At 71.3% G+C, this 26477-nt stretch carries 30 protein-coding genes and 1 tRNA gene; 8 read left to right on the plus strand and 23 right to left on the minus strand.

The window, feature by feature from the left end; all coding sequences use genetic code 11:
* The first annotated feature begins 10 nt into the window (after positions 1-10).
* The gene (locus ACP56T_RS09015; RefSeq protein ID WP_430911812.1) at positions 11-763 is read left to right on the plus strand and encodes an ABC transporter permease; all 753 of its coding nucleotides are present in this window, start codon (positions 11-13) and stop codon (positions 761-763) included.
* Between the two features lie 4 nt (positions 764-767).
* Positions 768-1529, plus strand: coding sequence for an ABC transporter ATP-binding protein (locus tag ACP56T_RS09020; protein ID WP_430911813.1), 762 nt, complete (start codon positions 768-770; stop codon positions 1527-1529).
* On the opposite strand, the gene ACP56T_RS09025 is transcribed toward ACP56T_RS09020, so the two are convergent.
* The 12 genes from ACP56T_RS09025 to ACP56T_RS09080 form a co-directional block, all read right to left on the minus strand.
* Complete coding sequence (locus ACP56T_RS09025; RefSeq protein ID WP_430911814.1) at positions 1487-2605, minus strand: alpha/beta fold hydrolase; 1119 nt, start codon at positions 2603-2605, stop codon at positions 1487-1489. The genes ACP56T_RS09020 and ACP56T_RS09025 overlap by 43 nt on opposite strands.
* Positions 2602-4128 (minus strand): glycerol kinase GlpK, encoded by a 1527-nt coding sequence (gene glpK, locus ACP56T_RS09030; protein WP_430911815.1) that lies wholly within the window; start codon positions 4126-4128, stop codon positions 2602-2604. Before glpK ends, ACP56T_RS09025 begins: the two co-directional genes overlap by 4 nt.
* A gap of 91 nt (positions 4129-4219) precedes the next feature.
* Positions 4220-5755: a glycerol-3-phosphate dehydrogenase gene (gene glpD / locus ACP56T_RS09035; protein ID WP_430911816.1), complete on the minus strand. Its 1536-nt coding sequence runs from the start codon at positions 5753-5755 to the stop codon at positions 4220-4222.
* 4 nt (positions 5756-5759) lie between these two features.
* Complete coding sequence (locus ACP56T_RS09040) at positions 5760-6059, minus strand: hypothetical protein (protein ID WP_430911817.1); 300 nt, start codon at positions 6057-6059, stop codon at positions 5760-5762.
* Positions 6049-6225, minus strand: a complete 177-nt coding sequence (locus ACP56T_RS09045) for a hypothetical protein (RefSeq protein ID WP_430911818.1) — start codon at positions 6223-6225, stop codon at positions 6049-6051. The genes ACP56T_RS09040 and ACP56T_RS09045 overlap by 11 nt, the downstream gene beginning before the upstream one ends.
* Positions 6226-6690: 465 nt before the next feature.
* Positions 6691-6984: a hypothetical protein gene (locus tag ACP56T_RS09050; RefSeq protein ID WP_430911819.1), complete on the minus strand. Its 294-nt coding sequence runs from the start codon at positions 6982-6984 to the stop codon at positions 6691-6693.
* Between the two features lie 108 nt (positions 6985-7092).
* Positions 7093-7305 carry a hypothetical protein gene (locus tag ACP56T_RS09055; protein WP_430911820.1) on the minus strand — a complete coding sequence of 71 codons (213 nt, stop codon included), beginning with the start codon at positions 7303-7305 and terminating at the stop codon, positions 7093-7095.
* A 192-nt stretch (positions 7306-7497) separates the two neighbouring features.
* Positions 7498-8124 carry a hypothetical protein gene (locus ACP56T_RS09060; protein ID WP_430911821.1) on the minus strand — a complete coding sequence of 209 codons (627 nt, stop codon included), beginning with the start codon at positions 8122-8124 and terminating at the stop codon, positions 7498-7500.
* A gap of 168 nt (positions 8125-8292) precedes the next feature.
* The gene (locus tag ACP56T_RS09065; protein WP_430911959.1) at positions 8293-8535 is read right to left on the minus strand and encodes a hypothetical protein; all 243 of its coding nucleotides are present in this window, start codon (positions 8533-8535) and stop codon (positions 8293-8295) included.
* A gap of 153 nt (positions 8536-8688) precedes the next feature.
* Positions 8689-8763, minus strand: a tRNA-Gly gene (locus tag ACP56T_RS09070).
* 121 nt (positions 8764-8884) lie between these two features.
* Positions 8885-9355, minus strand: a complete 471-nt coding sequence (locus tag ACP56T_RS09075; RefSeq protein ID WP_430911822.1) for an NUDIX domain-containing protein — start codon at positions 9353-9355, stop codon at positions 8885-8887.
* 4 nt (positions 9356-9359) lie between these two features.
* Positions 9360-10058, minus strand: a complete 699-nt coding sequence (locus ACP56T_RS09080) for a fumarylacetoacetate hydrolase family protein (protein ID WP_430911823.1) — start codon at positions 10056-10058, stop codon at positions 9360-9362.
* A 150-nt stretch (positions 10059-10208) separates the two neighbouring features.
* Here ACP56T_RS09080 and ACP56T_RS09085 point away from each other — a divergent pair, with 150 nt between their 5' ends.
* The 3 genes from ACP56T_RS09085 (at position 10209) to ACP56T_RS09095 (ending at position 13490) form a co-directional block, all read left to right on the plus strand.
* Positions 10209-11660, plus strand: a complete 1452-nt coding sequence (locus tag ACP56T_RS09085) for an FAD-binding oxidoreductase (RefSeq protein ID WP_430911824.1) — start codon at positions 10209-10211, stop codon at positions 11658-11660.
* 216 nt (positions 11661-11876) lie between these two features.
* Positions 11877-12170 (plus strand): DUF2218 domain-containing protein, encoded by a 294-nt coding sequence (locus ACP56T_RS09090; protein ID WP_430911825.1) that lies wholly within the window; start codon positions 11877-11879, stop codon positions 12168-12170.
* Between the two features lie 60 nt (positions 12171-12230).
* Positions 12231-13490 carry an aminopeptidase gene (locus tag ACP56T_RS09095; RefSeq protein ID WP_430911826.1) on the plus strand — a complete coding sequence of 420 codons (1260 nt, stop codon included), beginning with the start codon at positions 12231-12233 and terminating at the stop codon, positions 13488-13490.
* Positions 13491-13515: 25 nt separating this feature from the next.
* Here ACP56T_RS09095 and ACP56T_RS09100 read toward each other — a convergent pair whose 3' ends face one another.
* From ACP56T_RS09100 to ACP56T_RS09140, 9 genes are all read right to left on the minus strand, one after another.
* The gene (locus tag ACP56T_RS09100; RefSeq protein ID WP_430911827.1) at positions 13516-14265 is read right to left on the minus strand and encodes a DUF1223 domain-containing protein; all 750 of its coding nucleotides are present in this window, start codon (positions 14263-14265) and stop codon (positions 13516-13518) included.
* A gap of 4 nt (positions 14266-14269) precedes the next feature.
* Positions 14270-15250 (minus strand): lipid A biosynthesis lauroyl acyltransferase, encoded by a 981-nt coding sequence (locus ACP56T_RS09105; protein ID WP_430911828.1) that lies wholly within the window; start codon positions 15248-15250, stop codon positions 14270-14272.
* A gap of 105 nt (positions 15251-15355) precedes the next feature.
* A complete protein-coding gene (locus ACP56T_RS09110; RefSeq protein ID WP_430911829.1) occupies positions 15356-16378 on the minus strand; it encodes a zinc-binding dehydrogenase in 1023 nt (340 codons plus the stop codon).
* A gap of 14 nt (positions 16379-16392) precedes the next feature.
* Positions 16393-16686 (minus strand): SH3 domain-containing protein, encoded by a 294-nt coding sequence (locus tag ACP56T_RS09115; protein WP_430911830.1) that lies wholly within the window; start codon positions 16684-16686, stop codon positions 16393-16395.
* 11 nt (positions 16687-16697) lie between these two features.
* Entirely contained in the window at positions 16698-17450 is a 753-nt protein-coding gene (locus tag ACP56T_RS09120; protein ID WP_430911831.1) for an SDR family NAD(P)-dependent oxidoreductase, read from the minus strand.
* Positions 17447-18730: a beta-ketoacyl-ACP synthase gene (locus ACP56T_RS09125; RefSeq protein WP_430911832.1), complete on the minus strand. Its 1284-nt coding sequence runs from the start codon at positions 18728-18730 to the stop codon at positions 17447-17449. Before ACP56T_RS09125 ends, ACP56T_RS09120 begins: the two co-directional genes overlap by 4 nt.
* A 41-nt stretch (positions 18731-18771) precedes the next feature.
* Complete coding sequence (locus tag ACP56T_RS09130) at positions 18772-19911, minus strand: beta-ketoacyl-ACP synthase (protein ID WP_430911833.1); 1140 nt, start codon at positions 19909-19911, stop codon at positions 18772-18774.
* Positions 19908-20378 (minus strand): 3-hydroxyacyl-ACP dehydratase FabZ family protein, encoded by a 471-nt coding sequence (locus ACP56T_RS09135; RefSeq protein ID WP_430911834.1) that lies wholly within the window; start codon positions 20376-20378, stop codon positions 19908-19910. Before ACP56T_RS09135 ends, ACP56T_RS09130 begins: the two co-directional genes overlap by 4 nt.
* A gap of 33 nt (positions 20379-20411) precedes the next feature.
* Positions 20412-20723: an acyl carrier protein gene (locus ACP56T_RS09140; RefSeq protein WP_430911835.1), complete on the minus strand. Its 312-nt coding sequence runs from the start codon at positions 20721-20723 to the stop codon at positions 20412-20414.
* A gap of 265 nt (positions 20724-20988) precedes the next feature.
* On the opposite strand from ACP56T_RS09140, the gene ACP56T_RS09145 reads away from it, so the two are divergent.
* Complete coding sequence (locus tag ACP56T_RS09145; RefSeq protein WP_430911960.1) at positions 20989-22059, plus strand: AI-2E family transporter; 1071 nt, start codon at positions 20989-20991, stop codon at positions 22057-22059.
* 75 nt (positions 22060-22134) lie between these two features.
* Here ACP56T_RS09145 and ACP56T_RS09150 read toward each other — a convergent pair whose 3' ends face one another.
* Entirely contained in the window at positions 22135-22812 is a 678-nt protein-coding gene (locus ACP56T_RS09150) for a metal ABC transporter permease (RefSeq protein ID WP_430911836.1), read from the minus strand.
* 160 nt (positions 22813-22972) lie between these two features.
* A complete protein-coding gene (gene acnA, locus ACP56T_RS09155) occupies positions 22973-25678 on the minus strand; it encodes an aconitate hydratase AcnA (RefSeq protein ID WP_430911837.1) in 2706 nt (901 codons plus the stop codon).
* Positions 25679-25974: 296 nt separating this feature from the next.
* On the opposite strand from acnA, the gene relB reads away from it, so the two are divergent.
* Positions 25975-26199: a type II toxin-antitoxin system RelB family antitoxin gene (gene relB / locus ACP56T_RS09160; protein ID WP_430911838.1), complete on the plus strand. Its 225-nt coding sequence runs from the start codon at positions 25975-25977 to the stop codon at positions 26197-26199.
* Positions 26183-26452 carry a type II toxin-antitoxin system RelE family toxin gene (locus tag ACP56T_RS09165; RefSeq protein ID WP_430911839.1) on the plus strand — a complete coding sequence of 90 codons (270 nt, stop codon included), beginning with the start codon at positions 26183-26185 and terminating at the stop codon, positions 26450-26452. The genes relB and ACP56T_RS09165 overlap by 17 nt, the downstream gene beginning before the upstream one ends.
* Positions 26453-26477: the final 25 nt, after the last annotated feature.

Genomic DNA, 26477 nt, shown 5'->3' on the forward strand with positions numbered 1-26477 from the left:
GCCCCCTCCGATGACCCTCTTCCGTTCGACGCTGCTCGCCGCGCTCGGCCTTGCCGCCTTCCTGCTCGTCTGGGAGGCGATGCCGCGCCTCGGCCTCGTCAACCCGGCCTTCCTGCCGCCGCCGAGCACGATTCCCGCCGCCTTCCTGCGCGAGGTCTCGCTGGGCATCTGGCCGGAGGCGGTGCTGTCGAGCCTCAGCCACTACGTCGTGGGGCTCGTCGCGGGGGCCGGGGCCGGCATCGGGATGGGCCTCCTCAGCGGCATGTTCCGGCCCTTCGAGGCGGCGACCGCCTGGGTCGTGCGGCTACTGCGGCCGATCCCCGGCCTCGCCTGGGTGCCCTTCGCGATCATCTGGTTCGGGGTGCAGCCCTCGGCCGCCGTGTTCATCATCGCGGTGGGCGTGTTCTGGATCGTGTTCTTCGCCACCCAGGGCGCGGTGCGCGGGGTCGACCGCGACCTGATCGAGGTCGCGCAGGCCTTCGGCTTCCGCTCGGCCTGGTCCCGGCTGACGAAGATCCTGCTTCCGGCGGCGACGCCCGGCATTCTCGTCGGCCTGCGCACGGCGCTCGGGCAGGCCTGGATGGCGGTGGTGGCCGCCGAGATCTTCGGCGTGCCGGGGGTGGGCCAGCGGATGATGCAGGCCTCGAGCCTGCTCTCCACCGACATCGTGGTGGTCTACATGCTGACCATGGCCGCGCTCTACGGCCTGTTCGATTCCGCCTTCGTCGCCCTTCAGGGCTGGCTTCTCCGGTGGCGGGCGTGAGACCATGAGCGACGACGCCATCATCGACATCCGGTCCTTGAGCCTCGCCTACGAGCGCGGGGGCCAGCGCAACGTCATCCTCTCGAATCTCGACCTGTCGGTGGCGCGGGGCGAGTTCCTCGTCATCGTCGGCGAGTCCGGCGTCGGCAAGTCGACCCTGCTGAGGGTGCTGATCGGGCTGGCCCGGCCGAGCTCCGGCAAGGTGCGGCTCGCCACGCGGCCGGGCTGCCGCACGCCGATGGCGCTGGTCTTCCAGGATTCGCGGCTGCTGCCCTGGCGCAAGGTCGTCGACAACGTCGCCTTCGGGCTCGAGGGCTCCGGCCTGTCGCGGGCCGAGCGCCGGGCCAGGGCGGAGGAGATGCTCGCCCTCGTCGGTCTCGCCGGCCTCGGGAGCCGCTGGCCGCACCAGCTCTCCGGGGGGCAGCGCCAGCGCGTGTCGCTCGCCCGCGCGCTCGCCGTCGAGCCCGACGTGCTGCTCATGGACGAGCCGTTCTCGGCGCTGGACAGCTTCACCCGCGAGGGGCTTCAGGACGAGTTGCAGCGCGTCCAGGCCAAGACCGGCAAGACGGTGATCTTCGTCACCCACGACATCGACGAGGCGGTGACGCTGGCCGATCGCGTGGTGGTGCTGGCGGGCAGCCCCGGCAGGGTCGCCGCCGACATCCGCATCGACGTGGCCCGCCCCCGGCAGCGCCGCGACGCGGCCCTGTCGGAGGCGGCGGCTCACCTGCGCTCGGAGCTGTCGCGGCGTTCGGCCGAGCTCTGAGCGGCGGGGGTGGCCAGGAACTCGGCGAGATAGCCCTTCCAGAGATTGGCGAAGCGCAGCGACTGGTGCCCGTGCGTCTCGGGCGAGACCGGCACCAGCACGAAGCGGCCGTTCTTCACCTTCGCCATGGCGTCGTTCATCACGTCGAGCTGGGGCGGGTTCAGCTCGTCGTCGGCGAAGTTCACCGCAAGCACCGGCGCCTCGATCTTATCCAGGTCGGGAGAGGGATCGTAGTCGTAGGACGAGTCGAACCAGTACAGCCAGTCGTTGGCGTCGGCCTTGTCGAAGCCCGCGATCAGCCTGTCGTAGAGCGCATTCGCACCCGCATGGGTCGGGGCGTCCTTCTGGAGGCCGAGCACGCTCTCGGTCATGATGGTGAAGATCGGCAGGATGCGGCGGAAGCGCGTCGGCGGCTGCGTGTACTCGCCGCCCTTCCAGTCGGGATCGCTGCGGATGCCCTCGATCAGCAGGCGCCGCCAGAGGGCGTTGCGCCCGCTCACCGGGATCGGCTGGCTCGCCACCGCCATGACGAGGTCCATGGCCTGCGGGTAGCGCTCCCCCCACATCCAGGCCTGCATGCCGCCCATGGAGGTGCCGAGCACCAGCCTCAGCCGCTTGATTCCGAGAGAATCCACCACCGCCTTCTGGCCGGCGACCACGTCGGAATAGCCGTAGCGTGGGAATCTCGCCTTCAGGCCGTCCGAGGGCTTGGTCGAGCCGCCGCGCCCGAGCCCGTCGGGGAGGATCACGAAATACCGTTTCGCGTCGAGGGGCGCGCCCTCCGCGAACAGCTCGGGGCCGAGGGTCGGCAGCAGGAACGCTTTGCCGGTGCCGGTGGTGCCGTGCAGCGCCAGCACGGCGTTGTCGATCTCGCCGGCCGCGTTCCGGCGCGGCGTGCCGAGGGTGGTGTAGTGCAGCCGCACCTCCGGCAGGCTCTCTCCGCTGGTGAAGCGGAACTCCTTCACCACCACGTCGCCCTCGCGCTGCTCGGGATAGGTGGCGGCCGGCGCCGCAAGGGAACTCGCGATCATCGAGACCGCTGCCAGCGCCCCCCAGGCCGCATGCGAAAACCTCATTCCGTCGCCTCCTGCTTCCATCCGAGCGACCGTTCCACCGCCCGGCCCCAGGCCGAGTAGAGAACCTTTCGGCGGGCGTCGTCCATGCGCGGATGCCAGCGCCGGTCGACCCCGGCCTGGGCCTTGAGCTCGTCGAGGCCGGACCAGAACCCGACGCCGAGCCCGGCGGCATAGGCCGCGCCGAGGGCCGTGGTCTCGGAGACCTTGGGGCGCAGCACCGGCCGGTCGAGGATGTCGGCCTGGAACTGCATGAGCAGGTCGTTGACCACCATGCCGCCATCGCAGCGCAGCGCCTCGACGGCGGTGCCGGAATCGGTCTCCATGGCCTCCAGCACCTCGCGGGTCTGGTAGGCGGTGGCCTCCAGCGCCGCGCGGGCGATGTGGCCCTTGTTGGCGAAGCGCGTCAGCCCGGCGACGATCCCGCGCGCGTCCGGCCGCCAATGCGGGGCGTAGAGCCCGGAGAAGGCCGGCACGATGTAGACGTCGCCGTTGTCCTCGACGCTGCGGGCGAGCGGCTCGATCTCGTCGCTTCGCCGGATCAGGCCGAGATTGTCGCGCAGCCACTGCACCAGGGCCCCCGCGATCGCGATGGAGCCTTCGAGCGCATAGACCGGCTTCCCGCCGCCAAGCCGGTAGCCCACCGTCGTCACCAGGCCATGGGTCGAGCGAACCGGGCGCGTGCCGGTGTTCATCAGCGCGAAGCAGCCGGTGCCGTAGGTGTTCTTGGCGTCCCCTTCCGCAAAGCAGGTCTGCCCGAACAGCGCCGCCTGCTGGTCGCCGAGGATGCCGGCGATGGGCACGCCCGCGAACGGGGCGCGGGTCTCGCCGAAGACCTCGCTCGACGAGCGGATCTCAGGCAGGACCCGTCGCGGGATGCGGAAGGCGGCGAGCATGCCGTCGTCCCAGTCCAGGGTGTCGAGCGACATGAGCTGCGTGCGGCTGGCATTGGTCGCGTCGGTGACGTGCAGCCCGCCCTCGGCGCCCCCGGTGAGGTTCCAGACCAGCCAGGTGTCGATGGTGCCGAACAGGACCTCGCCGGTCTCGGCCCGCGCGCGGGCGCCGGGAACGTGGTCGAGGAGCCAGGCGAGCTTGAGCCCGGAAAAGTAGCTCGCCAGCGGCAGGCCGGTGACGGCGCGGAAGCGGTCGATGCCGCCCTCCCTCGCCAGCGCCGCCACGGCGGCATCGACCCGCGTATCCTGCCAGACGAGCGCGTTGTGCAGCGGCTCGCCCGTGCGCGCGTCCCAGATCAGCGTGGTCTCGCGCTGGTTGGTGATGCCGATGGCGGCGAGGTCGGCGGGCTCCAGCCGGGCCGCGCCGAGCGCCTCGCCCATGACGGTGCGGGTGTTGCGCCAGATCTCGGACGCGTCGTGCTCGACGAAGCCGGGGCGGGGGAAGATCTGCTCGTGCTCGCGTTGCGCGCAGGCGACGATCCGCCCCTGCCGGTCGAAGACGATGAAGCGGGTGCTGGTGGTCCCCTGGTCGATCGCCCCGACATGCGAGGCGCCGCGCGCGCCGGCCGCCATGATCGCGCCTCCCGGATCTCCGCCCTCCGATCGCTGCCGTGGGCGGTTGGCGACAGGGGTATACCCGCCGGCGCCGTTTCCAAAGCGCCGCTCAGCCGGCGGCGGCGGACTCCGCCCGCGCGGCGCCGCTCCGCGCGAGATGGTCCGCCACCCGTTCCTCAGTTCCGGCAGGCACATGCAGGCCGAGCTTCGAGCGGCGCCAGAGGATGTCCTCGGCGGTGCGCGCCCATTCGTTGGCCGCGAGGTAGTCGACCTCCGCCGCCGAGAGCCCCCCGCCGAGATCCTCGCCGAGCTCCGACAGGCTCCGCGCGTCCCCCAGGACGCGCGCGGCGCGGGTGCCGTAGGCGCGGGCGAGCCGGAGCGCGGTCGCCTCGGGCAGGAAGGGGAACCGCGCCGCGAAGGTCTTCAGGAACGCGGGGAAATCCGCGCCTTCCATGTCGCCGCCGGGCAGCGGGGCGCTCCCCGTCCAGGCCGGCCCCGCTGCCGGGAGACGGTCCTTCAGCTTGTCGAGCACATGCTCGGCGAGCCGCCGGTAGGTGGTGAGCTTGCCGCCGAAGACGGAAAGCGCCGGGGCGGCGCCGTCGGGCGCGTCGATGTCGAGCACGTAGTCGCGTGTCACGGCGGAGGCATCGGCGGCCGCGTCGTCGTAGAGCGGCCTCAGGCCCGCATAGCTCCAGACCACGTCCTGCGGCCCGATCCGCCGCCGGAAGGCGCGGTTGACGCAGGTGACGAGGTAGCGCGTCTCGGCCTCCGAGATCGCCACCGGGCCCGGCGCGCCCTCATGCGCCACGTCGGTGGTGCCGATGAGGGTGAAGTCCCCCTCGTAGGGGATCGCGAACACGATCCGCCTGTCCGGCTGCTGGAAGATATAGGCGTGGCTCCCCTCGTAGAGCCGCCGGGTGACGATGTGGCTGCCCTTCACCAGCCGCACCGCCGCGCGGCTGCCGAGCCCCAGCGCTCCCGACAGCACCGCGCTGACCCAGGGGCCGGCGGCGTTGACGACGATTCTTGCGCGCGCCTCCCGCGTCTCCCCGGTCTGCGTGTCCGAGAGCGTCGCCCGCCAAACGCCGTCCTCCCGCCGGGCCGCGACGAGGCGGGTCCGGGTGCGGATGTCGGCGCCGCGCTCGCGGGCATCGAGGGCGTTCAGCACGACGAGGCGGCTGTCCTCCACCCAGCAGTCGGAATAGGCGAAGCCCTCGCTCAGGCGCTCCTGGAGCGGCGCGCCGAGCTCCGTGCCGGCCAAGCGCAGGCCCTGGGAGCCCGGCAGGCTGCGCAGCGCCGAGAGATGATCGTAGAGAAACAGCCCGAGCCGCAGCATCCAGGCCGGGCGCAGGCCCACGTCCTTCGGCAGCACGAAGCGCAGCGGCCGGACGATATGGGGCGCGATGGCGAGCAGCCGCTCGCGCTCGGCCAGGGCCTCGCGCACCAGGCGGAATTCGTAGTTCTCGAGATAGCGCAGGCCGCCGTGGATCAGCTTGGTCGAGGCCGAGGAGGTGGCCGAGGCCAGATCCCCCTGCTCGCAGAGCAGCACCGACAGCCCGCGCCCGGCCGCGTCGCGCGCGATCCCGGTGCCGTTGATGCCGCCGCCGATGACGAGGAGATCGTGGACGCCGGGTCGCGCGCTCATGGGCTCACACCACCCCGCCGAGGCGCAGGGCGAGCCAGAGTATCACGCCCGCGCCGAGGATGCGGCGCCAGGGATTGACGCCGCGCAGCACCTCGTCGGCCGCCCAGGCGGCGAGATAGACGGAGGCGAGACCGCGCAGCGCCCTCCCAGCCAGGCTGCCGCCGTCGACCAGCAGTCCGGCGGCCGTGGCTCCGAGAAAGAGCCACAGCAGCGCGTTCGGCCGCTGCCCGATGGTGATCGCCCCGGTCTGCCGGTCGCGAAACAGCCAATCGAAGGCGCGTCCGAGCCGGGCCTCAGGCGCCATCCGCCTTCCGGATCGGCTCGCAGATCTTGGGGCTGACCTTGTCGAGATGGACGCAGGCGTTGTCGCGATACCAGACCCGAAGCTCGGGCTGGTTCGGGGCGACGTACACGCCCACGAGCAGGAAGGCGGCCGCCAGGACCACGACGAGGGCGAGAAGGTTGCGCATTCGGATCTCCGTTGTGGCCCGCTGTCTAGCCGACCTCGGGTGAACGGCGCCAGACGGCCGGGGGATCCGTGGGGCCGCATACGAGAGCGCCAGGGCCGGGCGGGCGCTTGCGGGAGAGCGGCGCCGCGGATCGGTCTTGCGACGCGCGGCAAGGTGACAGTGAATAAAAAGTTAATGCATTGCCGATGGGAACAGAATTCGTAACGGAAAATTAAGATTAATGATCGCTTCCGCAGGTTGAACCTTAATCGATCGTGAAATTCATGCTGCGCGGAACGTTAAGGCGGGTTAAGGTTTGTTCATCCCCGGAGCGGATGACTGGGCCCGGTTTCAAGGTGGAGACGTTCGTGAGCGAGACCCTCGACGACCTCAAGTTCATCATGACGCTGGGCTTCATCGTGTTCCTCGGCAGCGGCTTGCAGGCGATCCTGCCCTGAGCCCCCGCCGGCGGGATCCTGTCCAGCCTCAGCGGACGAGGGAGCCGCGCAACGGTGCCGCGAAGGCGCGGCGCAAGGCGAGGACCGCCTCCGAGGCGGCACCGGTCGAGGACGAGGCAACACCGCCGCTCGCGTCGGGCACCGGAGGACGGGCGCGGACCGTGGGCGGCACCGGAAGCGCGGCGCTCTGCCCCGAGGACAGGAAGCGCTTCAATTCGGCGGCCTTGGCCCGCCGCTCGAAACGGATCAGGCCCACGCCGAGGGTGAGGGTCAGGAGCCCGGCGGCTTCGAGGACGATCGCGAGAACATAGCCCGGCGCCATGCCTGCCCACCCGGTTGCGTGACGGACGGGGCCTTGCCGCCCGGCGTGCCCGGCACGCCGTCTTCGATGTGGGCCGGTATGGTTAGCGATCGGTTAAGGCGGACCCGCTCAGTTCACGCCGAGCACGAGGAAGCTCGCCGGATTCGCTGTCCGGCCGCCCGTGGTCATCCGGGTCGGCACCGCGACGGTCCGCTGCCCCTCCCCGGCCGCGCGCGCCAGGGAGACCGTGTCCCGCCCGGAGCCGCCCATGCACCCCCCGAGGGTCAGCGCGACGAGGGCGCAGGCACACCATGCGGCCAGGGACAGGCTGGATCGGGACATGCGGGGCCTCTCCGTGCCATCCATCGCCGAGGCGGAGCCGGGACGCGCATCGGTTTGCGCGCGTGGCGCGGACCGAAGCACGTTCCCTCAAGGCTGAAGGGATAGGGTTAACCGTCCGTTGCCGCCAGGGGCGTCACCGCGCGGCCCCTTTCCCCGTGTCCTCCTGCGGCAAGAGCGCAACGGCTCGGCGTCTCACTCCGGCCAGCCCAGGGCGATCGACGACAGGAACGGCTTCACGGCCCTGACGGCCGGATCGGACGAGCTGAGCTCCTTGTCCCCCGAGACCTTGTCCAGCACCTTCTCCTTCGCCTTCGGGTCGGGGTTGAAGCGCGCGGAGAACCCGCAGCCGCCGGCCATGTGGTCGAGCTTGCCGCCCTTCCAGCCCATGCCGTAGCCGCCGTAGTCCCAGCCGAACCCGTTGAGCTGGAACGGCTTCTCGTTCGCTTCCTCGACCTCGTCGAGGCCGGCCTTCAGCCCGAGCGTCGGGCGGGCCTTTCCGGGCGTGCGCACCAGCCACTCGGACTTGCCGCGAATCGTGATCTCGGAGAGGCCGCGCATCTTGGCCGGGTCCGCCCAGGAGATCTCGAGGCGCCGGGCGGGATCCTTCGGATAGACGATGGTGCCGGGCAGGGTCTCCCCCTCGGCGCCGTCGAGCTTGCCGCGCACGACGTTCTCCCGGCCGAAGCGCTTCACCAGCGCCGCCTCGTCCGTCTTCTTCGAGAACTCGGAGCAATCGAGCGTCGGCCGCTCCGGCGGAGCCGTCTGGGCGGCGGCCGCGCTCGCGAACAGCGAGACGGCGGCAAGCATGACAGGCTTCATGTCCAGGGCCCCTTGTGCGCCGACCGGATCGCTCCGCCGCGCCCTCCGACGCCACGGGCGCGCGCGCTCCTTCTCACGCGCCGACGCTCCGCCTTCAACCCGGTCGCGACGGTCTTCTTCGGGAGGGCTCTTGTTCCGCCCGCGCCGCCTGGAAACGGGCGCGTTCGCTCAGTCTCCGGGCGTCCAAGCGATATTCGGGCGCTGCGCCAGCATGCGATCGAGATAGTCGGCCACCGCCTGCGGGCCGCTGGAATGCATCATCGCCACCGGATGCGCGAGATAGGCGCGCGCGAGGTCGAGCGGGATCCGGCCGGACTGGAGCGCCTGAAGCACCTCGTCGATGAAGGCGTCGTTGGCCTCGTTGAAATCGTTCGACAGCTTCTTGCGGTCGTTGAGCGCCTTGAAGGGCATGCCCTGCTCCCTGTGGGTCATGGATGGCGAGGCTGCGGGTACGGCGTCGCTCACGGACGGACATGCTCCGCCCGCGCGTGGTTCCGCGACCTGACAGAAACTAAAAAGGCCGCCCGCAGGCAGCCTCCAAGTCGTTCGGGTTATTAGGAAAACTGGAGCGGGCGAAGGGATTCGAACCCTCGACCCCAACCTTGGCAAGGTTGTGCTCTACCCCTGAGCTACACCCGCTCACAGCGGTTCCGGCGAGAAGCATGTGCGCCTCGCGGCCCCGAACGGCGCTCTCTAAACACCATTCCGCCGGGGGGTGCAAGCGCGAATCCGCATCTCCTTCCGCGCAATCGGCGCCGGCTCACCAGTTCGCGGCCGGCGGCAGACCCTCGCGGATCTCTTTCAGGCGCAGACGCGTGGCCGCCGTGGTGCCCTCCGGCAGGGCGTCGAGGGGGTGGAAGCCGCAGGCGGCGATCTCGCGGTCGGGGGTCTTCTCGCCGCGCACGGAAAAGACGGGCGCGACGTAGAGCGCCACATGGTCGCGGCCGGCCCCCGCACCGTTCCGGTAGAACCCGTGCAGGCGCAGCGGCACGGCCGGATCGACCACGATCTCGGCCTCCTCCCGGAACTCGCGCAGCATCGCCTCGGGGGCGGTCTCTCCGGGCTCGATGCCGCCGCCGGGCAGATGCCAGCCGCCGACATAGGTGTGGCGCACGAGACACACCCTGCCCTCCCCGTCGATGGCGGCGCCGCGCACGCCGAGCGTCATGCCGCGGGTGGCGAGCGCGCCGAGATGGAAGAGCCGCCTGAGCAGCGGATGGTCGAGCAGCATCCGCTCAGGCCACGGCGAGCGCGATCTCGCCCAGTCCTTCCACCGCCGCGACCATGGTCTCGCCGCGCTTCACCGGCCCGACCCCGGAGGGGGTGCCGGTGAAGATGAGGTCCCCCGGCTGCAACTCGAAATAGCCCGACAGGAAGGAGACCTGCTCGGCCACCGACCAGATCATCTCCGAGAGATCGCCGCGCTGCCGCACCGTGCCGTCGACGGAGAGCGTGATGGCGCCCCGCGCCGGATGCCCGCTCTCCGACACGCGATGCAGCGGTCCCACGGGGGCGGAAGCGTCGGCGGCCTTGCCGAGATCCCAGGGCCGCGACAGGCGCTTGGCCTCGTCCTGAAGGTCGCGGCGGGTCATGTCGAGGCCGATGGCGTAGCCGTAGACATGGCCGAGCGCCTCCGCGACGGGGATGTCGCTGCCGCCCGTGCCGAGGGCCGCCACCAGCTCGACCTCGAAATGGTAGTTCTCCGTGCGCGGCGGATAGGGATGCGGGGTGGGCTCGGGACCGGCGACGATCTGGAGCGCGTCCGCCGGCTTCATGAAGAAGAACGGCGGCTCGCGGTCCGGGTCGGCGCCCATCTCGCGGGCATGGGCGGCGTAGTTGCGCCCCACGCAATAGACCCGCCGCACCGGGAACAGGTCCGAGGAGCCGAGGACGGGGAGCGCGATGCGCGGCGGGTTGGGGATCACGGAGAGCATGGTTTCCCTCGTTGGCGCAGGTGTCGGCATCCTGCAAAGGTGTCGGCATCCTGCAAAACGGCGGCCGTGCTGCTATCTAGGGCGCTTTCCGGCGGCGCGGAATCGGCTTTCCCGCCGGGGACCTCCGCCCCTCCCCGATCGCGGCCCCGCATGACCGAACCGCCTTCCGCCCTCGACGCGATCCTGCCGGCGCTGTGCGAGCGGCTGGGGCCGGGCAACGTCCTGACGGCGGCCGACGATCTGGAGCCCTTCCTGGTGGAGGCGCGCGGACTCTACCGGGGCCGCGCCGGCGCCGTGCTGCGTCCGGCGGACACGGCGGAGGTCGCCTTCGCGGTGAAGACCTGCGCCGGGGCCGGCGTGCCGGTGGTGGCGCAGGGGGGCAATACCGGGCTCGTCGGCGGCGGCGTGCCCTTCGGCGGCGTCGTGCTGTCCCTCGCCCGGCTGACGCGGGTGCGCGGGCTCGATCCCGTCGGCGCGACGATCACGGTGGAGGCCGGCGCCGTCCTCGCCGACGTGCAGGCGGCGGCGGAGGCCGCCGGGCTGCTGTTTCCGCTCTCGCTCGCGGCGGAGGGCTCCTGCCGGATCGGCGGCAACCTCGCCACCAACGCGGGCGGCACCAATGTGCTCGCCTACGGCAACGCGCGCGACCTCGTGCTCGGGCTCGAGGTAGTGCTCGCCGACGGCCGGGTCTGGAACGGACTGAAGGGCTTGCGCAAGAACAACGCCGGATACGACCTCAAGCAGCTCTTCGTCGGCTCGGAGGGCACGCTCGGCATCGTCACCGCCGCGGTGCTGAAGCTGTTTCCGAAGCCGCTCGCGCGGGCGGTGGGCTTTTGCGGGCTGCCCTCCCCGCGCGAGGCGCTGGCGCTGTTCGAGGCGTTGCGCGCGCGGGCCGGGGCCGGGCTCACCGCCTTCGAGGTGCTGCCGCGATTCGGCCTGGAGCTCGTCCTGCGCCACATCGACGGGGCGGTGCGGCCCCTCGCGGGCTCCCACCACACCTATGCGCTGGTCGAGTTCTCGACCTCGCGGCCCGGCGCCGATCCGGGCGCCGAGCTGGAGGAGGCGCTGGCCGACGCCCTCTCCGGCGGCCTCGTGGAGGATGCCACCATCGGCGCGAGCGAGGGGCGCAACGCCGCCCTCTGGAAGCTGCGCGAGACCCTGCCCGAGGCGCAGAGCCGCGAGGGCGGCTCGATCAAGCACGACGTGTCGGTGCCGCTCTCGCGCCTGCCGGATTTCCTGGAGCAGGCGACGGCGGCCTGCGAGGCGGCGATGCCGGGCCTGCGCGTCTGCGCCTTCGGCCATTTCGGCGACGGCAACATCCACTTCAACCTCAGCCAGCCGGAGGGCGCCGACAAGGCCGCGTTCCTCGCCGAGTGGGAGCGCTTCAACCGCATCGTGCACGACATCGTGGCCGGCATGGACGGCTCCATCGCCGCCGAGCACGGGGTCGGCCTCATCAAGCGCGACGAGCTCGCGCATTACGCCGATCCGGTCGCCCTCGACCTGATGCGGCGCGTGAAGGCCGCCCTCGACCCGAACGACATCCTCAACCCCGGCAAGGTCGTCGCGCTCTCCGCCGACCCGCCCCGCGCCCTGCCGTGAAGAGGGGTGTGGCTACGCACCGAGCCGGCTATCGCGGGTATTGTGCGATGCACATACCTGGGTCAGGATGCCTCTCGCGGCGCGCCATAAATCGGGTCGATTCCGCATTCATGATGCGCTCAGATCGGGGGCGTTAGCGGAACGTTAACGGCCCCAGCCGAATTCTGTGAGGGACTGCCGCGCTGCGTTGCAGCGCGCTTCGAGAGGAGACGAGGCATGCCGACGTCACAGGCGCGCGTTCCCACCGCGGAAGCGAGCCGCTACCTCCAGCAGCTCTGCCGCCACTGGAGCCACAAGTTCCCGGTGGAAAGCACCCCCGAGCACGGGCGCGTGCCCTTCGGCGAGGACCGGATCTGCACCTTCGAGGCCGAGCCGGACGCCCTGCTGATGCGGATCGCGACCCCCGATCCGGCCGGGCTCACCCGGCTCGAGAACGTGGTCTCCGATCACCTGATGCGGTTCGCCTTCCGCGAGCGCCTCGGCGACATCACCTGGTCCCGCGCCGCTTGATTCGCTAGCGCTCGGACCGATCTTGGACCACAGGATCGGACACCGCGCGAGGGCGACGACATGACGACACAGGCGACTTCCGGGACGGCGCTTCCCTTCGCCGAGCGTCTCGACCGGCTGGCGGAGGTCGCGGTCCGGGTCGGGCTTAACCTGCGCGAGGGCCAGGAACTGGTCCTGACGGCGCCCCTCGACACGCTGCCGCTCGTGCGCGCCATCACGACCCAGGCCTACAAGGCCGGGGCGTCCCTCGTGACGACGATCCTCACCGACGACGCGGCGACGCTCGCCCGCTTCGCCCACGCGCCGGACTCAGCCTTCGACACCGCCGCCGGCTGGCTCTATGCCGGCATGGCGGACGCCTACCGGACCGGCGCGGCCCGGCTCGCCGTCAGCGGCGACGACCCCTCCCTCCTCGCCGGCCAGGATCCCGAGAAGGTCGCGCGCGCCAATCGCGCCCGTTCCACCGCCTACCGGCCGGCGCTGGAGCTCATCGCCAATTTCGCGACCAACTGGAGCATCGTCTCGGCCGCGACGCCGGCCTGGGCGCGCACGGTCTTCCCCGATCTGCCAGAGGAGCAGGCGGTGGCGCGGCTGTGGGACGCGATCTTTTCCGCCTCCCGCGTCGATGGGCTCGATCCGCTGGCGGACTGGGCGGCGCATAACGCGCAGCTCCACGCCCGCATGGGCAAGCTCAACGCGCATCGCTTCGCCGCCCTGCGTTTCCAGGGACCGGGCACGGACCTGACGGTGGGCCTCGCCGACGATCACGAGTGGTGCGGCGGCGCCTCGACCTCGCGCAACGGCATCCTGTGCAACGCCAACATCCCCACCGAGGAGGTGTTCACCACGCCCCACCGCCTGCGGGTTGACGGCCATGTGACGAGCACCAAGCCGCTCTCCTACCAGGGCACCCTCATCGACGGCATCAGGGTGCGCTTCGAGGAGGGCCGCATCGTCGAGTCGCAGGCGCGCACCGGCGCCGACGTGCTGGCGAGGGTGCTCGACACCGACGAGGGCGCGCGCCGGCTCGGCGAGGTCGCCCTGGTGCCGGCGGGCTCGGCCATCTCGGCCTCGGGGCTGCTCTTCTACAACACGCTCTACGACGAGAACGCCGCGAGCCACATCGCGCTCGGCCAGGCCTACAGCAAGTGCTTCCGGGGCGGCGGCGAGGGGTTTTCCGAGGAGGATCTCTCCGCGCGGGGCGCCAACCGCAGCCTGATCCATATCGACTGGATGATCGGCTCGGCCGAGGTCGACGTGGATGGGCTGACGCCGGAGGGGCGCCCGGTTCCGGTCATGCGCAAGGGGGAGTGGGTCTGAGGGCGGGGATGGGTCCGAGGCCCGTTCAGAGACCCGGTCCGCGCGCCGCGCCGTAGATCCGGCCGGCCCGGCCGCCGGACATTGTCTGGAGCAGGATCGCGTAGGAATCCGCCTCCCGCACGCGCGCGGCCGAACGGGGCGCCTCGAAACGGACGGCGCGTCCCGTCCAGGTGCCGATGCGCTGGACGCCCCGCGCCGCGTGGACGTAGAGGGCGCGCCCCGGCCGCTCGCCCCCCTCGATCGCCACCGTGCGGCTGCGCAGGACGGGGACCAGCAGCACCTCGGCGCGGACCGACGGATCGGCGGCGGCTCCGACATCGACGACGATGCGCTCGCCCTGCTCGTTGCACGAGACCGGCACCGAGGCAGCCCCCGACATCTCCCGCAGCGCCCGTTCGAGCGTCATCCGGTCCGACCCGACGACGGAGAGCTTGCCGTTGACCACCGATTCCGGGGTCAGGATCTGGCGCTCGCCCCGCGCGGCCGCGTAGCCGCGCTGGCGCTCGGCGGACGCGGGCTGGGCGAGGGTGTCGCGCCAGCCGAGATAGTCCCAGTAGCCCACCGGCCATGTGAGCAGCAGCAGGCCGGGCCGCTTGGACAGTTCGGCCGCCAGAAGCTCGGCGGGCCGGCAGCCGGGGCAGCCCTGGCTGGTGAACAGCTCCACCACGACGGGAGGCGCGTCCGCCGCCTGGGCCGCCGTCGCGAGCAGGGCGCCGAGGCAGAGGAGCAGCACGGCCGTCCCGCGCGTCGTGGTGAGGCGGAGGGAGCGGCGCATGCCGTCAGGACGTCCCCGGTCGCGACGGGGCCGCCGCCGCGCCGTCGGCCGCCGCCTTCGGCAGCATGTTCGGCCGCCAGCGCCGATGCATCCAGAGCCACTGGCCGGGGTTCTCGCGCACCCAGCCTTCCACCGTCGCGGTCATGGCCTGCATGGCGCCCTTCACGTCGATCTGCCCTTGCGCGTCGCGCGGCAGGTCGAGGGCGGGGGTGAGCTCCAGGCGATAGCGCAGGCCCGGCAGCCGCACGACGCGCACGCCGTGCACCGGGCAGTCGTAATGCCGGGCGAGCTTGGCGAGCAGCGGGTTGGCGAGGCAGGGCTGGCCGAAGAACGTGACCACCACCCCGCGGGTGAAGTGCTGGTCGATGAGCTGGCCGAGATGGCCGCCGCGCTCCACCACGCCCTGCATGCGGAAGGCGGCGCCCGGCCCCGCCGCGGCGAGCCCGCCCATGGTCTCCCGGCGCACCTCCTGGACGAGGCGGGCGGCGGCCGGGTTGTTCGGCGGCCGGAACACGGCGGTGGCCTCGAGCCCGTATTTCGCCGCGCAGATCGCCGGCAGCTCCCAGTTGCCGAGATGGGCGGAGAAGATCAGGCCGGGCTTGCCGTCGTCGCGCAGCGCCGCGAACTCGTCGATCCCCGAGACCTCGATGCGCAGGCTCTCGGGCATGGCGGGGTCGCCGTCGAACAGCGTGTGGAGATGGGCGTATTCCGCCCCCGTGCGGCCGAGATTGTCCCAGGCCTCGCGGGCGATGGCGGCGAGCGCCGCCTCGTCCTTCTCGGGGAAGGCCGCGCGCAGGTTCGCCATGGCCGTGCGGTGGGAGGGCAGCAGCGGCCCGACCCGTCTCAGCAGGGCGCCGCCGCAGTCGCTGGCGCGTTCGGCGCCGAGGGCGCGGGCGAGCCAGAACAGGCTTCGAATCAGGGGAAGCGTCGCCAGGCCCGCCATGCGGGGCAGGTGCCGCTTCAGGATGAAGGCGAGACGCAGCACATCGTCACTCTGGAGGGTGGCGTTCCACGCACGCCGATCTGGCGGCCACGCTTAGCGCATTTCGCGGGCGGGCGGCAGTCCACCCGGCGCGGCCGGGGCTCTCCGTCACAGGGTGACGAGGATCTTGCCGAAGACCTTGCGCGATTCCAGGCGTTCGAGCCCCTGCGCGAAGTCGGCAAGCGGGTAGATCGTGTCGATCACCGGGGTGAGGCCGCCGGCCATCTTGTCGAGGCTCTGGCGGATATTGGCGATGGAGCAGCCGAACGAGCCGGTGATCCGGTATTGCTGCTGAAAGAGCTGCATCAGGTTCATGGTGGTCGAGACGCCCGAGGTCGAGCCGCAGGTCACGAGCCGTCCCCCGCGCTTGAGGCAGAGCAGCGAGCCGTTCCAGGTGTCGGGCCCGACATGCTCGAACACCACGTCCACGCCCTTTCGCTTCGTCAGCCGCCGGACCTCCCCCTCGAAGCGCTCCGTGCGGTAGTTGACGACGTGGTCGGCCCCGAGGGCGGCGGCCTTGGCGCCCTTCTCGTCGTCGCCGACCGTGGTGTAGACGGTGCATCCGATGGCCTTGGCCATCTTGATCGCCGCCGTGCCGATGCCGGAGCCGCCGGCATGGACGAGGATGCTCTCGCCGGGCTCCAGCCTCGCGTTGTCGAACAGCATGTGCTGGACGGTGCCGAAGGCGATGGGCGCGCAGGCCGCGTCGGTGACGGAGACGGTCTCGGGCACCGGCACCACGAGCCGGGCCGGCAGGGTCACGAACTCGCGGGCGAAGCCGTCGAGATGGAAGCCCATCACCCCGCCGACATCCTCGCAGAGATTGTCCCGCCCCTCGCGGCAGGCGCGGCATTTGCCGCAGGTCATGGCGCCGTACATCGCGACGCGCTGGCCGACGCTCAGGCCCTCGACGCCCTCGCCGAGGGCGGCGACCTCGCCGGCCGCCTCCGCGCCGACCGTCAGCGGCAGCTTGCGCTTGGCGAAGGCCATGCCGCGAAAGCCCCAGAGGTCGAGATAGTTCAGGCCGACGGCGCGCACGCGCACGCTGACCTCGCCGGGGCCGGGCGGGGCCAAATCGGGAATCTCGGTGAGGCGCAGGTCGCGGTCGCCGAAGAGCTGGAGCGCTTTCATGGGGTTCCGTCCCGTCACTCGGGCGCCAGATAGCGCCGCCTCGCCCAGCCGAGCGCCCTGCCGAAGCGGACCCGGCACCAGGTGGTGGCGCTCGGGGTGTCGTTGGTGCAGCCGAAGCCGAGGACGCGCCGGCCCACCGGGATCTGCCCCACCGCCGCCGCCGAGGCGTCCGGCGTCTCGCGGATGGTGAGGCTGTCGCCGTAGGGCAGGCCGTCGACGCGGAAGGTGTCGGCGGCGGCGGCCGGCAGGATCGACAGCGCCACGGTCAGGCAGGCCGCGCCGACGGTGGTGAGGGGCGAGCGAGGCATCGGAAGCGGTCTCAGGAGCGGTGCACGCCCATCATCGCGGTGAGGCCGCCGTCGACCGGCAGCACCGCGCCGGTGATGTAGCCCGCGCCCTCCCCCATCAGGAAGGCCGCCAGCGCCGCGACCTCGTCGGTCCGGGCGAAGCGCCCGGCGGGGATCTGGCGCTCCATGCCGGCGCGATGGGCGGCGTAGGGGGCCATCATCTCCGTGTCGACGAAGCCCGGCGCGATCACGTTCACGGTGACGCCGCGCTTGGCCGACTCGATGGCGAGCGTCCGGCAATAGGCGATCAGCGCGCCCTTGCTCGCCGCATAGGCGGCGTTGCCGGCATTGCCGCGCAGCGCCGCCACCGAGCCGATGGCGACGATGCGGCCCGCGCGTGCCCGGATCATGCCGCGCACCAGGCTCTTGGCGATCCGCGTCAGCGACCAGAAATTGACCTGCATCGCCTCCTCGGCGCGGTCGCGGTCGAGCATGGCGGCGAGCGCGTCGGAGGACTGGCCGGCATTGTGGACGAGCCCGTAATAGCTCTCCCCCTCCGCCGCCTCGCAGAACGCCTCGACGGCGGCGCGATCCGACAGATCGAGCGCGCGCGCCGAGAAGGCGCGGCCGGGATGGGCGTCGCGCAGCTCGGCGAGCAGCGCCTCCGCCGCCTCCCCCGACGAGCGGAAGGTGAGCTCGACCTCGTGGCCCGCCGCGGCGAGCGCGCGCACGATCGCCGCGCCGAGCCCCGAGGCGCCGCCCGTGACGAGGACGCGCCCGCTCATGCCGGTTCGGCCCCGAGCACGAGGCAGGTGTTCTGCCCGCCGAATCCGAAGGAGTTCGACAGCACCCGCGAGACCGGCACGTCGCGGGCCGTCGCCACCACGTCGAGGGGAATGGCCGGGTCCGGCAGGGCGTAGTTGATGGTCGGCGGGATGCGTCCGTGGAGGATCGTCAGGATCGACACCGCCGCCTCGATGGCGCCGGCCGCCGTCAGCGTGTGCCCGATCATCGACTTGTTGGAGGTCACGGGCAGCGACCCGATGCGCTCGCCGAACACGGCGGTGAGGCCCTGCGCCTCCATCTTGTCGTTCTCGGGCGTCGAGGTGCCGTGGGCGTTCACGGTGTCGATGCCCTCGGGCCCGAGCCCGGCGTCGTCCAGGCTGGCCCGGATCGCGGCGACCACCGGGGCGCCGTCGGGGCTCGAGCGGGTGCGGTGGAAGCCGTCGCCCTTCTCGCCGCAGCCGAGCACGTAGCCGAGGATCCTTGCCCCGCGCGCCGTCGCGGCTTCCGCGTCCTCCAGAACCAGGGCGGCGGCCCCTTCGCCCATGACGAAGCCGTCGCGGTTCTTCGAGAAGGGCTTGGAGGCCCCTTCCGGCGGGTCGTTCTGGGTGGAGAGCGCCGAGAGCAGCGAGAACCGGATCAGCGATTCCGGGTTCACCGAGCCGTCCGTGCCGATGCAGAGCGCCGCGCTCATCTCGCCCCGGCGGATCGCCTCGACCCCGAGCTGGATCGCCGTGGCGCCCGACGAGCAGGCGGTCGAGAGCGAGATCGGCGAGCCCTTGGTGCCGAAGCGGTCGGCGATGTGGTCGGCCACCGTGCCGAAGATGAAGAGATCGTGCCAGGCGTCGAAGCGGCGGCTCGCGGCGGCGCGCTGGAGGCCGCCATAGGTGACGCCGTCCGTCTCGCCCGCCGCCTCGGCCAGGGCCTGCCGCTGCGGCCATTCCATCTCGACGGGAGGCACCGCGATGAACAGCGCGCCGGGAAAATCCCCGGCCTGTCCGATCCCGGCCTGCGCCACGGCTTCCTCGGCCGCCACCTCGGCGAAGCGCTGCGAGAGGGCGGGCGCCACCAGCGGGTCGGTGTCGAGGAAATCGACGGTGCCGGCGATGCGGGTGCGCAGGCCCTCCGTGGGAAAGCGCGCGATGGCGTGGATGCCGGAGCGGCCGCCCGTCAGCGCGGCCCAGTTCTCGCCCTGCCCGCGCCCGAGCGAGGTGACGAGGCCGATGCCGGTGACGGCGACCAGGGGCCGGCCTTTCGCGTCGCGGTGGGGCTGTCCTGACATGGCGCCGTCCTATACCGATTCCGCGTGTCTGGCGCGGCCGTTCACGCGACCACCCGCACCACGCCCTCCCCGCGGCGGTGGCCGACGGTGGTGACGGCGACCTCGCTTGCGCGTCCGCGCGAGACCAGGCCGGCGGCGATGGCCGCGCCGAGGGGCGCCACGACCTCCATGCCGTGCCCGGCGAGGTCGCCGAGCGCGGCGATCCGCGCGCCGGGGGCGAGCTGAGCCAGCGCCGCGCGCTCCTCGGCCGTGATGCCGGGAACGCCCGTGGCGCCGGAGAGGACGGCGCCGGGGCGCTCGATCCCCGCCTTGCCCCAGAGCGACGCGAGGCTCTCCGAGACGCTGCCCGTGGCCCGCCGCGTCCGGTCGCTCTCCACCGCCGCGAGGCGGGCGAGCGCGGTCGCGCCGCGTGCCGTCGCATGCGCGGCGGATTCGAGAACGAGGAACGCGGCGCAGCTTCCCAGGATGAAGCCGCCGGCCTTCTCGCTCTCGCCCGCCCGCGCGAAGACCGGGCGGTATTCGCCGTGGCGCAGGTAGCCGCCCATCTCGTGGACCACGAGCACGTCCGGCCGCTCGGCGTTGTAGGAGCCGCCCACCAGCATGGCGTCGTTCTGCCCGGCGGCGATGCGGGCATGCGCGATGCGCAGCGCGTCGACCCCGGCCGCCTCCTCGCCCATGAAGGTGCGCGAGGCTCCCGTGACGCCGTGGACGATGGAGATGTTGCCCGCGAGCAGGTTCGAGAGCTGGGCCAGGAAGAGCGTCGGCCGCAGGTCGTTCAGAAGGTGCTCGTTGAGATAGGCGCCGGGATCGGCGGCGTCCCGCAGGCCGGTGAGGATGGCGCCGTCGACGGCGTAGTCGCGTTCGCCGCCGCCGCAGGCCACCACGAGATGGAGCGCCGCCTTGAAGGCCGCGTCGTCCTTGACGCCGGCGGCCTCGAGGGCCAGCCCGGCGGCGTAGACGCCGAGCCGCTGCCACGCCTCCATCTGCCGCTGGTCGGATTTTTTGGGGATCTGCCCGTCCCAGGCGAGCGCTGGAGCCGGATGGACCGGATAGGGCGCGAAGGTCTCTGTATCCGTGCGCGGCGGCGTGCCGGCCTCGAAGGCACCGAGATGCGCGTCGAGCCCCTCGCCCGCGCAGGAGACGAGCCCGACCCCGGTGACGACGACCTCGCGGCTGCTCACGGCCGGGCTCCGATCAGGGTATCGAGCCCGATCCTGGCGGCCCGCTCGCGCATGGGCGCGTCGAGCCCCTCGGGGAAGGGCATGGTGCGGAAGCGCAGCTCCGCGTCGGCGAGCGCCTTGCCGTCGTGGCGGATGGCGGCCTTGGTGACGGCGTAGCCCGAGCCGTCATGCTCCAGGCTCGCCGTGACCTGGAGCGTCGCGCCGGGGCCGACGAAGGAGCGGAAGCGCGCCTTGTCGACGGCCATCAGGAAGGGCATCTGCGCGAAATCGAGATGGGCGAGCACGAGATAGCCGGAGGCCTGGGCCATGGTCTCGGTGAGCAGCACGCCCGGCACCAGCGGGTGGCCGGGGAAATGCCCCTCGAAGACCGGGCTCTCCAGGGGCACGCGGGCGATCGCCTCGATCCGGCCGGCGGCGCGGTCGAGCGCCACCACCTCGTCGATCATCTCGAAATATTCGAGGCGCATGGGCCGGTCCGCCCTTTGCTCTTTACGTTCGGCTCAGGCCTTGGCGGCCTTCTCGGCGACGAGGCCGTCGATGCGCGCGCAGAGGTTCTTGAGGACGAAGTACTCCTCGGCCGGGACCTTGCCCTCGTTGACCTCCTGGGTCCAGCGCTCCAGCGGCAGCTTGATCCCGAAGGCCTTGTCCACCGCGAAGGCGATGTCGAGGAAAGCGAGGGAATCGATGCCGAGATCGTCGATGGCGTGGCTCTCGGGGGTGATCTTGTCGCGCGGGATGTCGGCGGTGTCCGCGATGATGTCGGCGACCCGATCGAAGGTGCCGCTCGTGCCGGTGGTCGAAAGCTCTGACATGCTGACTCGCCGTTCCCGTGAGGTGGCGCCGGGGACCGCCGCCCGCGCCGGAAAAGGGCCGCCTCACGGCTCCTTGAAGGTGGCAAGCGTCTACACGAGGGGGGGGGACCGGGCAACCTTGCCGGCTTCACGGGACGGCGCCCGTTTCACTCGGGGCCGCCCCATCCTAGATGAGACGCGCGGCCCGGCCGCCGGGAGGCCAGTGAGGATCATGGAACCGAAGCTTCGCGCCGCCAACGATCTCCGCCCCGACGATCCCGGTCCCATGGACCGCCGCGACGCCGCCCGCTCGCAGGGGACCGCCCGGATCCTGCTGTCCCTGGCGCTGGCGGCGCTGGGGCTGTGGATCCTGCACGAGTTCCTGCCGGCGCTGGTCTGGGCCCTGATCCTCTGCATCGCGCTCTGGCCGCTCTACGCGCGGGCCGAGCGGCGGTTTCCGCCCGGCCGGCACAACATCCTCCTGCCGGTCCTGTTCACCGCGCTCGTGGCGCTGGTCTTCCTGGTGCCGCTGGTGGTGCTCGCGGTGCAGGCGGGCCGCGAGGCGCATGACGTGCTCGACTTCGTCCGCGCCGCCGAGAAGACCGGCATCCCGGCCCCCGAGCTCCTCGGCCGCCTGCCCTTCGGCGCCGCCCAGGCCACGGCCTGGTGGACTGAGAACCTCAGCCATCCCTCCGCCGGCTCGGAGCTGCTGCACCGGCTCGACAATTCCTCGGTGATCGACCTCTCGCGCGACCTCGGCCGGCAGGTGGTGCGGCGCGCGGTGCTGTTCGGCTTCTGCCTGGTGGCGCTGTTCTTCCTGTTCCGCGACGGGCACCTGCTCGCCCGGCAGGCGCTCGTCGCCTGCGACCGGATGTTCGGCCCGCGCGGCGAGCGGGTCGGCCGCCAGATGGTCGCCTCCGTCCACGGCACCGTCGACGGGCTGGTGCTCGTGGGGCTCGGCGAGGGCTTCCTGCTCGGGGTCGTCTATTATGTCGCGGGCGTGCCGCACCCGGTTCTGCTCGGCGCCCTGACGGCGGTGGCGGCGATGATCCCGTTCGGCGCGCCGGTGGTGTTCGGCATCGCGGCGCTGCTCCTGCTCGCGGCGGGATCGGTGGTGCCGGCGGTGATCGTGGTGGCGGCCGGCTTCGTCGTGACCTTCGTGGCCGACCATTTCGTGCGGCCGGTCCTCATCGGCGGCACCACGAAGCTGCCCTTCCTCTGGGTGTTGCTCGGCATCCTCGGCGGCGTCGAGACCTTCGGCCTGCTCGGCCTCTTCCTCGGCCCGGCGGTGATGGCCGCGCTGGTGCTGCTCTGGCGGGATTTCACGGGCGGGGACGGGGCGGCCGATCCGGCCTGACACTATCTCGAGCGGGGAAGGACGCCGGCAACGCCCTCCCCCGCCCCCGGTCCCGTCCTCACATGGGGGTGTCCCTCACATAGGCGGCGTGAGGCCGTCCTTTCCGACGCCGACGAGCTTGCCGTCGAGCGTCCCGCCGTCCCTGGCGGCGACCACGAAGACCTTCGATCCCTTGGCGAGGATCGCCCTGTCGGCCGGCTCGAAGGCGACGATGGGCGCCTGCGGCGGCACCGCGATCTGCTTCGCGCCGTCCTTGCCATAGGTGACGGTGAGCATGCGCTCGGCCCCGGTGCCGCCGGTCGATGACACGGTGCCGTTGGTCATGGCGCTCTTCACCTTCGGCGCGCCGGCCCCGCCGGCCTTCACCGTGCCGTTGGTCATGGCGCTCTTGACCTTGCCGCCGCCGGCCAGGGGGTCGGGGATCATGTCCCAGCCGTAATGGCCCTCCGCCGTGCCGCGCATGGATTCGGGGAAGATCACCACCTCCAGCGCCGTCATCGGGTTCTCGCCCTTGGTGGCGGTGCCGATGAAGACGCCGTCCCTGATGGCGTCGAGGCTCGATTTCGCCACCCAGGCGAACTTGGCGCCGGCCACCGAGACCGTCTCGGAGGTGCCCTCCGTGGTGGCGATGGTGAGCGTATCGCCGTCGATCTTGTCGATGGTGCCGCGCACCCGCTGGAGCTCGGGGGCCGCGAAGGCCATGCCGGACAGGGCCATCAGGCCGGCGGCGGCGAGGATCGTGAGGCGTCTCATCGGAATTCTCCCTGGTTGACCGGCAGGGAGATGGCGCGACGGAGCGCCGCGACGAGAGTTGCGCGCAATGAATTGATGCGCAATCGTATTAGAATGTCCTTATGAGAAAGGCGGCCGCGCAGGACGCGGCCGCCTTTCGTCATCGCGTTCGCCGGCAGCCTCAGGCGGCGAGCGAGCGCAGCACGTAGGGCAGGATGCCGCCGTTGCGGAAGTAGTCGAGCTCGTCCAGCGTATCGATGCGGCAGGTGAGCGGGACGTCCTTCTTGGTGCCGTCCGCCGAGGTGATCTCGGCGATCAGCGTCTGGCGCGGCTTCAGGTCGCCGGTGAGCCCGCGGATGGTCACGGTCTCGTCGCCCTTCAGGCCCAGCGACTGCCAGGACGTCTCGCCCTGGAAGACCAGCGGCACGAGGCCCATGCCGACGAGGTTCGAGCGGTGGATGCGCTCGAAGCTCTCGGCGATGACGGCGCGCACGCCGAGCAGCTTGGTGCCCTTCGCCGCCCAGTCGCGCGAGGAGCCGGTGCCGTATTCCTTGCCGGCGAAGACGACGAGCGGCGTGTCGGTCTCGGCGTATTTCTTGGCGGCGTCGTAGATGAACATCTTCTCGCCGGAGGGCTGGAACAGCGTCCAGCCGCCCTCGACCACGTTGCCGTCGCCGTCCCGCACCATCTGGTTCTTGATGCGGATGTTGGCGAAGGTGCCGCGCATCATCACCTGATGGTTGCCGCGCCGGGTGCCGTACTGGTTGAAGTCCTGCACCCGGACCTGATGCTCTTGCAGGTACTCGCCGGCGGGCGAGGCCGCGCGGATGTTGCCGGCGGGCGAGATGTGGTCCGTCGTGATCGAGTCGAGGAAGAGCCCCAGGATGCGCGCGCCCACGATGTCCTCGACGGGGGCCGGCGTCTTGGTCATGCCCTCGAAATAGGGCGGGTTCTGCACGTAGGTCGAACCCGGATCCCAGGCGAAGGTCTCCGCTTCCTTGACCTCGACGGCCTTCCAGTAGCTGTCGCCGCCGAAGACGTCGGCGTAGCGGGACTTGAACAGGCCCGAGGTGATGTTCGCCTCGATGAACTGGGCGACCTCGGCGGTGGAGGGCCAGATATCGGCGAGATAGACCGGCTTGCCGTCCGAGCCCGTGCCGAGGGGCTCCTTGGTGAGGTCCACCTGGAGCGAGCCGGCGAGCGCGTAGGCCACCACCAGCGGCGGCGAGGCGAGGTAGTTCGCCCGCACGTCGGGGTTCACGCGGCCCTCGAAGTTGCGGTTGCCGGAGAGCACGGCGGCGGCGACCACGTCGTTGTCGTTGATCGCCTTCGAGATCGGCGCCGGGAGCGGGCCCGAATTGCCGATGCAGGTGGTGCAGCCGAAGCCGACGAGGTTGAAGCCCAGCGCGTCGAGGGGCTTCTGGAGGCCGGCCTTCTCGAGATACTCGGCGACCACCTGGGAGCCGGGCGCCAGCGAGGTCTTCACCCAGGGCTTCGAGGTCAGGCCCTTGGCCACCGCGTTGCGGGCCAGCAGCCCCGCGCCGATCATCACGCTCGGGTTCGAGGTGTTGGTGCAGCTCGTGATCGCGGCGATCACCACGTCACCATGGCCGATGTCGTAGTTCGCGCCCTCGACCGCGTAGCGCTTGGCGATGTCGGCGGCCTTCTTGAACTCGGTCTCCATGGACTGGGCGAAGCCGGTCTTGGCGCCGTCGAGGAGCACCCGGTCCTGCGGACGCTTGGGCCCGGCGAGTGAGGGCTTCACGTCGCCCATATCGAGCGCGAGCGTGTCGGTGAAGACCGGGTCGGGGGTGTCGGCGTCGCGCCACATCCCCTGCGCCTTGGCGTATGCCTCGACGAGAGCGATCCGGTCGTCGGCCCGGCCCGTCACCTTCAGGAAGGCGATGGTCTTGGCGTCGATGGGGAAGAAGCCGCAGGTGGCGCCGTATTCGGGAGCCATGTTGGAGATGGTGGCGCGGTCGGCCACCGCCATGTCGTCGAGGCCGGGGCCGTAGAATTCTACGAATTTTCCGACGACGCCCTTCTTCCTGAGCATCTGCGTAACCGTCAGCACGAGGTCGGTGGCGGTGGTGCCCTCGGGCAGCTTGCCCGACAGCTTGAAGCCGACCACCTCGGGGATCAGCATCGAGAGCGGCTGGCCGAGCATGGCCGCCTCGGCCTCGATGCCGCCGACGCCCCAGCCGAGCACGGCCAGACCGTTGACCATGGTGGTGTGCGAGTCGGTGCCGACCAGGCTGTCGGGATAGGCGTGCGGGAAGGGATCGCCGTCGCCCGTGCGGGTCCACACGGTCTGCGACAGGAACTCCAGGTTCACCTGGTGGCAGATGCCGGTGCCGGGGGGGACCACGGAGAAGTTGTCGAAGGCCGACTGGCCCCATTTCAGGAAGGTGTAGCGCTCGCCGTTGCGCTCGTATTCCAGGGCCACGTTGTCGGCCAGCGCCTTCGGGGTGCCGAACTCGTCGACGATCACCGAGTGGTCGATGACGAGATCCACCGGCACCAGCGGGTTGATCTTCTGCGGGTCGCCGCCGAGGGCGACCATCGCGTCACGCATGGCCGCGAGGTCCACCACGGCGGGCACGCCCGTGAAATCCTGCATCAGCACGCGCGAGGGGCGGAAGGCGATCTCGGTCTCGGTCTTGCCCTTGTTGCCGAGCCAGGCGACCGTGGCGTCGATATCGGCCTTCTTGACCGAGCGCTCGTCCTCGTAGCGCAGCAGGTTCTCGAGGATGACCTTCATGGAGAAGGGCAGCAGGGCCGCGTCGGCCAGGCCGTTCTTCTGCGCCTCGGGGATCGAGTAGTAGGTGTAGCTCTTGTCGCCCACGGTGAGCGTCTGGCGGGCTTTGAAGCTGTCGATGGATGCCACGGCTCGTCTGATCCTTCGCTGGCGTTTGTCGAACACGCGCAGGCATAACCCGCGCCACGGAAAGACGGTGTTCGGCTAGGATGCGCCCGATGGGCGCGCGCCGCTCCGGGGGTGCCCGGACAGGATGGTGCGCGAGGAGCGAATTGGACGCCCGAGAATCGCGCGGCGCAGCCTGAGCGTTCTATAGAACACCTCGAAACTGGCCGCTACCGGCGCGTGTGACAGGGGGGCGGGGCTGTCCCCGCTATACGTTCGGACGCGGCCGTCGTAAGCCTTCTTCGCCTGTGGAGTTCGCCATGCTCGCCCTCGACCTTCCCCCGGATGTCGAACGCCGCCTCGATGCGTTGGCGCGGCGCACCGGCCGCAGCCGCGACGAGCACGCGCGCGAGGCGATCCTCGAGCATCTCGAGGCGCTCGAAGACCTCGCCCTGGCCGAAAGCAGGCTCGAGGCCCTGCGGCGCGGCGCGAGCGACACCATCCCGCTCGAAGCCGTGATGAGCCGCCATGGCGTGGCGGATTGAGTTCGAGAGGGCGGCCGAGCGGGAACTGGCGAAGCTCGACCGCGATGCCGCGGCGCGGATTCTCCGCTTCCTGCGGGACCGCGTGTCGCCTCTCGAAGACCCGCGCGCGATCGGCGAGGCGTTGAAAGGCGCCCGTCTCGGCGAGCTCTGGAAGTACCGGGTGGGTGACTATCGCGTCATCGCCGCCATAGAAGACGGTGCCGTGCGCATCGTGGTGGTGCGGATCGGGCATCGCCGCGCGGTCTACCGATAGGCCGCGAACCGGCGTCTCAAGACAA

The sequence above is a fragment of the Methylobacterium endophyticum genome (assembly GCF_050591105.1).
In the GTDB taxonomy this organism is placed as follows: domain Bacteria; phylum Pseudomonadota; class Alphaproteobacteria; order Rhizobiales; family Beijerinckiaceae; genus Methylobacterium.

Excerpts from the sequence above, each read along its gene's own strand:
- ACP56T_RS09095 (WP_430911826.1), top strand. The coding sequence starts at position 12,231 with ATGACGACACAGGCGACTTCCGGGACGGCGCTTCCCTTCGCCGAGCGT.
- ACP56T_RS09165 (WP_430911839.1), top strand. The coding sequence starts at position 26,183 with ATGGCGTGGCGGATTGAGTTCGAGAGGGCGGCCGAGCGGGAACTGGCG.
- ACP56T_RS09080 (WP_430911823.1), bottom strand. The coding sequence starts at position 10,058 with ATGCTCTCCGTGATCCCCAACCCGCCGCGCATCGCGCTCCCCGTCCTC.
- glpK (WP_430911815.1), bottom strand. The coding sequence starts at position 4,128 with ATGGCGGCCGGCGCGCGCGGCGCCTCGCATGTCGGGGCGATCGACCAG.
- ACP56T_RS09135 (WP_430911834.1), bottom strand. The coding sequence starts at position 20,378 with ATGCGCCTCGAATATTTCGAGATGATCGACGAGGTGGTGGCGCTCGAC.
- ACP56T_RS09100 (WP_430911827.1), bottom strand. The coding sequence starts at position 14,265 with ATGCGCCGCTCCCTCCGCCTCACCACGACGCGCGGGACGGCCGTGCTG.
- ACP56T_RS09140 (WP_430911835.1), bottom strand. The coding sequence starts at position 20,723 with ATGTCAGAGCTTTCGACCACCGGCACGAGCGGCACCTTCGATCGGGTC.
- ACP56T_RS09015 (WP_430911812.1), top strand. The coding sequence starts at position 11 with ATGACCCTCTTCCGTTCGACGCTGCTCGCCGCGCTCGGCCTTGCCGCC.
- ACP56T_RS09050 (WP_430911819.1), bottom strand. The coding sequence starts at position 6,984 with ATGGCGCCGGGCTATGTTCTCGCGATCGTCCTCGAAGCCGCCGGGCTC.
- ACP56T_RS09020 (WP_430911813.1), top strand. The coding sequence starts at position 768 with ATGAGCGACGACGCCATCATCGACATCCGGTCCTTGAGCCTCGCCTAC.
- ACP56T_RS09110 (WP_430911829.1), bottom strand. The coding sequence starts at position 16,378 with ATGAAAGCGCTCCAGCTCTTCGGCGACCGCGACCTGCGCCTCACCGAG.
- ACP56T_RS09025 (WP_430911814.1), bottom strand. The coding sequence starts at position 2,605 with ATGAGGTTTTCGCATGCGGCCTGGGGGGCGCTGGCAGCGGTCTCGATG.
- ACP56T_RS09085 (WP_430911824.1), top strand. The coding sequence starts at position 10,209 with ATGACCGAACCGCCTTCCGCCCTCGACGCGATCCTGCCGGCGCTGTGC.
- ACP56T_RS09115 (WP_430911830.1), bottom strand. The coding sequence starts at position 16,686 with ATGCCTCGCTCGCCCCTCACCACCGTCGGCGCGGCCTGCCTGACCGTG.
- ACP56T_RS09060 (WP_430911821.1), bottom strand. The coding sequence starts at position 8,124 with ATGAAGCCTGTCATGCTTGCCGCCGTCTCGCTGTTCGCGAGCGCGGCC.
- ACP56T_RS09075 (WP_430911822.1), bottom strand. The coding sequence starts at position 9,355 with ATGCTGCTCGACCATCCGCTGCTCAGGCGGCTCTTCCATCTCGGCGCG.
- ACP56T_RS09150 (WP_430911836.1), bottom strand. The coding sequence starts at position 22,812 with ATGAGACGCCTCACGATCCTCGCCGCCGCCGGCCTGATGGCCCTGTCC.
- ACP56T_RS09045 (WP_430911818.1), bottom strand. The coding sequence starts at position 6,225 with ATGCGCAACCTTCTCGCCCTCGTCGTGGTCCTGGCGGCCGCCTTCCTG.
- ACP56T_RS09040 (WP_430911817.1), bottom strand. The coding sequence starts at position 6,059 with ATGGCGCCTGAGGCCCGGCTCGGACGCGCCTTCGATTGGCTGTTTCGC.
- glpD (WP_430911816.1), bottom strand. The coding sequence starts at position 5,755 with ATGAGCGCGCGACCCGGCGTCCACGATCTCCTCGTCATCGGCGGCGGC.
- ACP56T_RS09145 (WP_430911960.1), top strand. The coding sequence starts at position 20,989 with ATGGACCGCCGCGACGCCGCCCGCTCGCAGGGGACCGCCCGGATCCTG.
- ACP56T_RS09120 (WP_430911831.1), bottom strand. The coding sequence starts at position 17,450 with ATGAGCGGGCGCGTCCTCGTCACGGGCGGCGCCTCGGGGCTCGGCGCG.
- ACP56T_RS09090 (WP_430911825.1), top strand. The coding sequence starts at position 11,877 with ATGCCGACGTCACAGGCGCGCGTTCCCACCGCGGAAGCGAGCCGCTAC.
- relB (WP_430911838.1), top strand. The coding sequence starts at position 25,975 with ATGCTCGCCCTCGACCTTCCCCCGGATGTCGAACGCCGCCTCGATGCG.
- ACP56T_RS09055 (WP_430911820.1), bottom strand. The coding sequence starts at position 7,305 with ATGTCCCGATCCAGCCTGTCCCTGGCCGCATGGTGTGCCTGCGCCCTC.
- ACP56T_RS09125 (WP_430911832.1), bottom strand. The coding sequence starts at position 18,730 with ATGTCAGGACAGCCCCACCGCGACGCGAAAGGCCGGCCCCTGGTCGCC.
- ACP56T_RS09065 (WP_430911959.1), bottom strand. The coding sequence starts at position 8,535 with ATGCCCTTCAAGGCGCTCAACGACCGCAAGAAGCTGTCGAACGATTTC.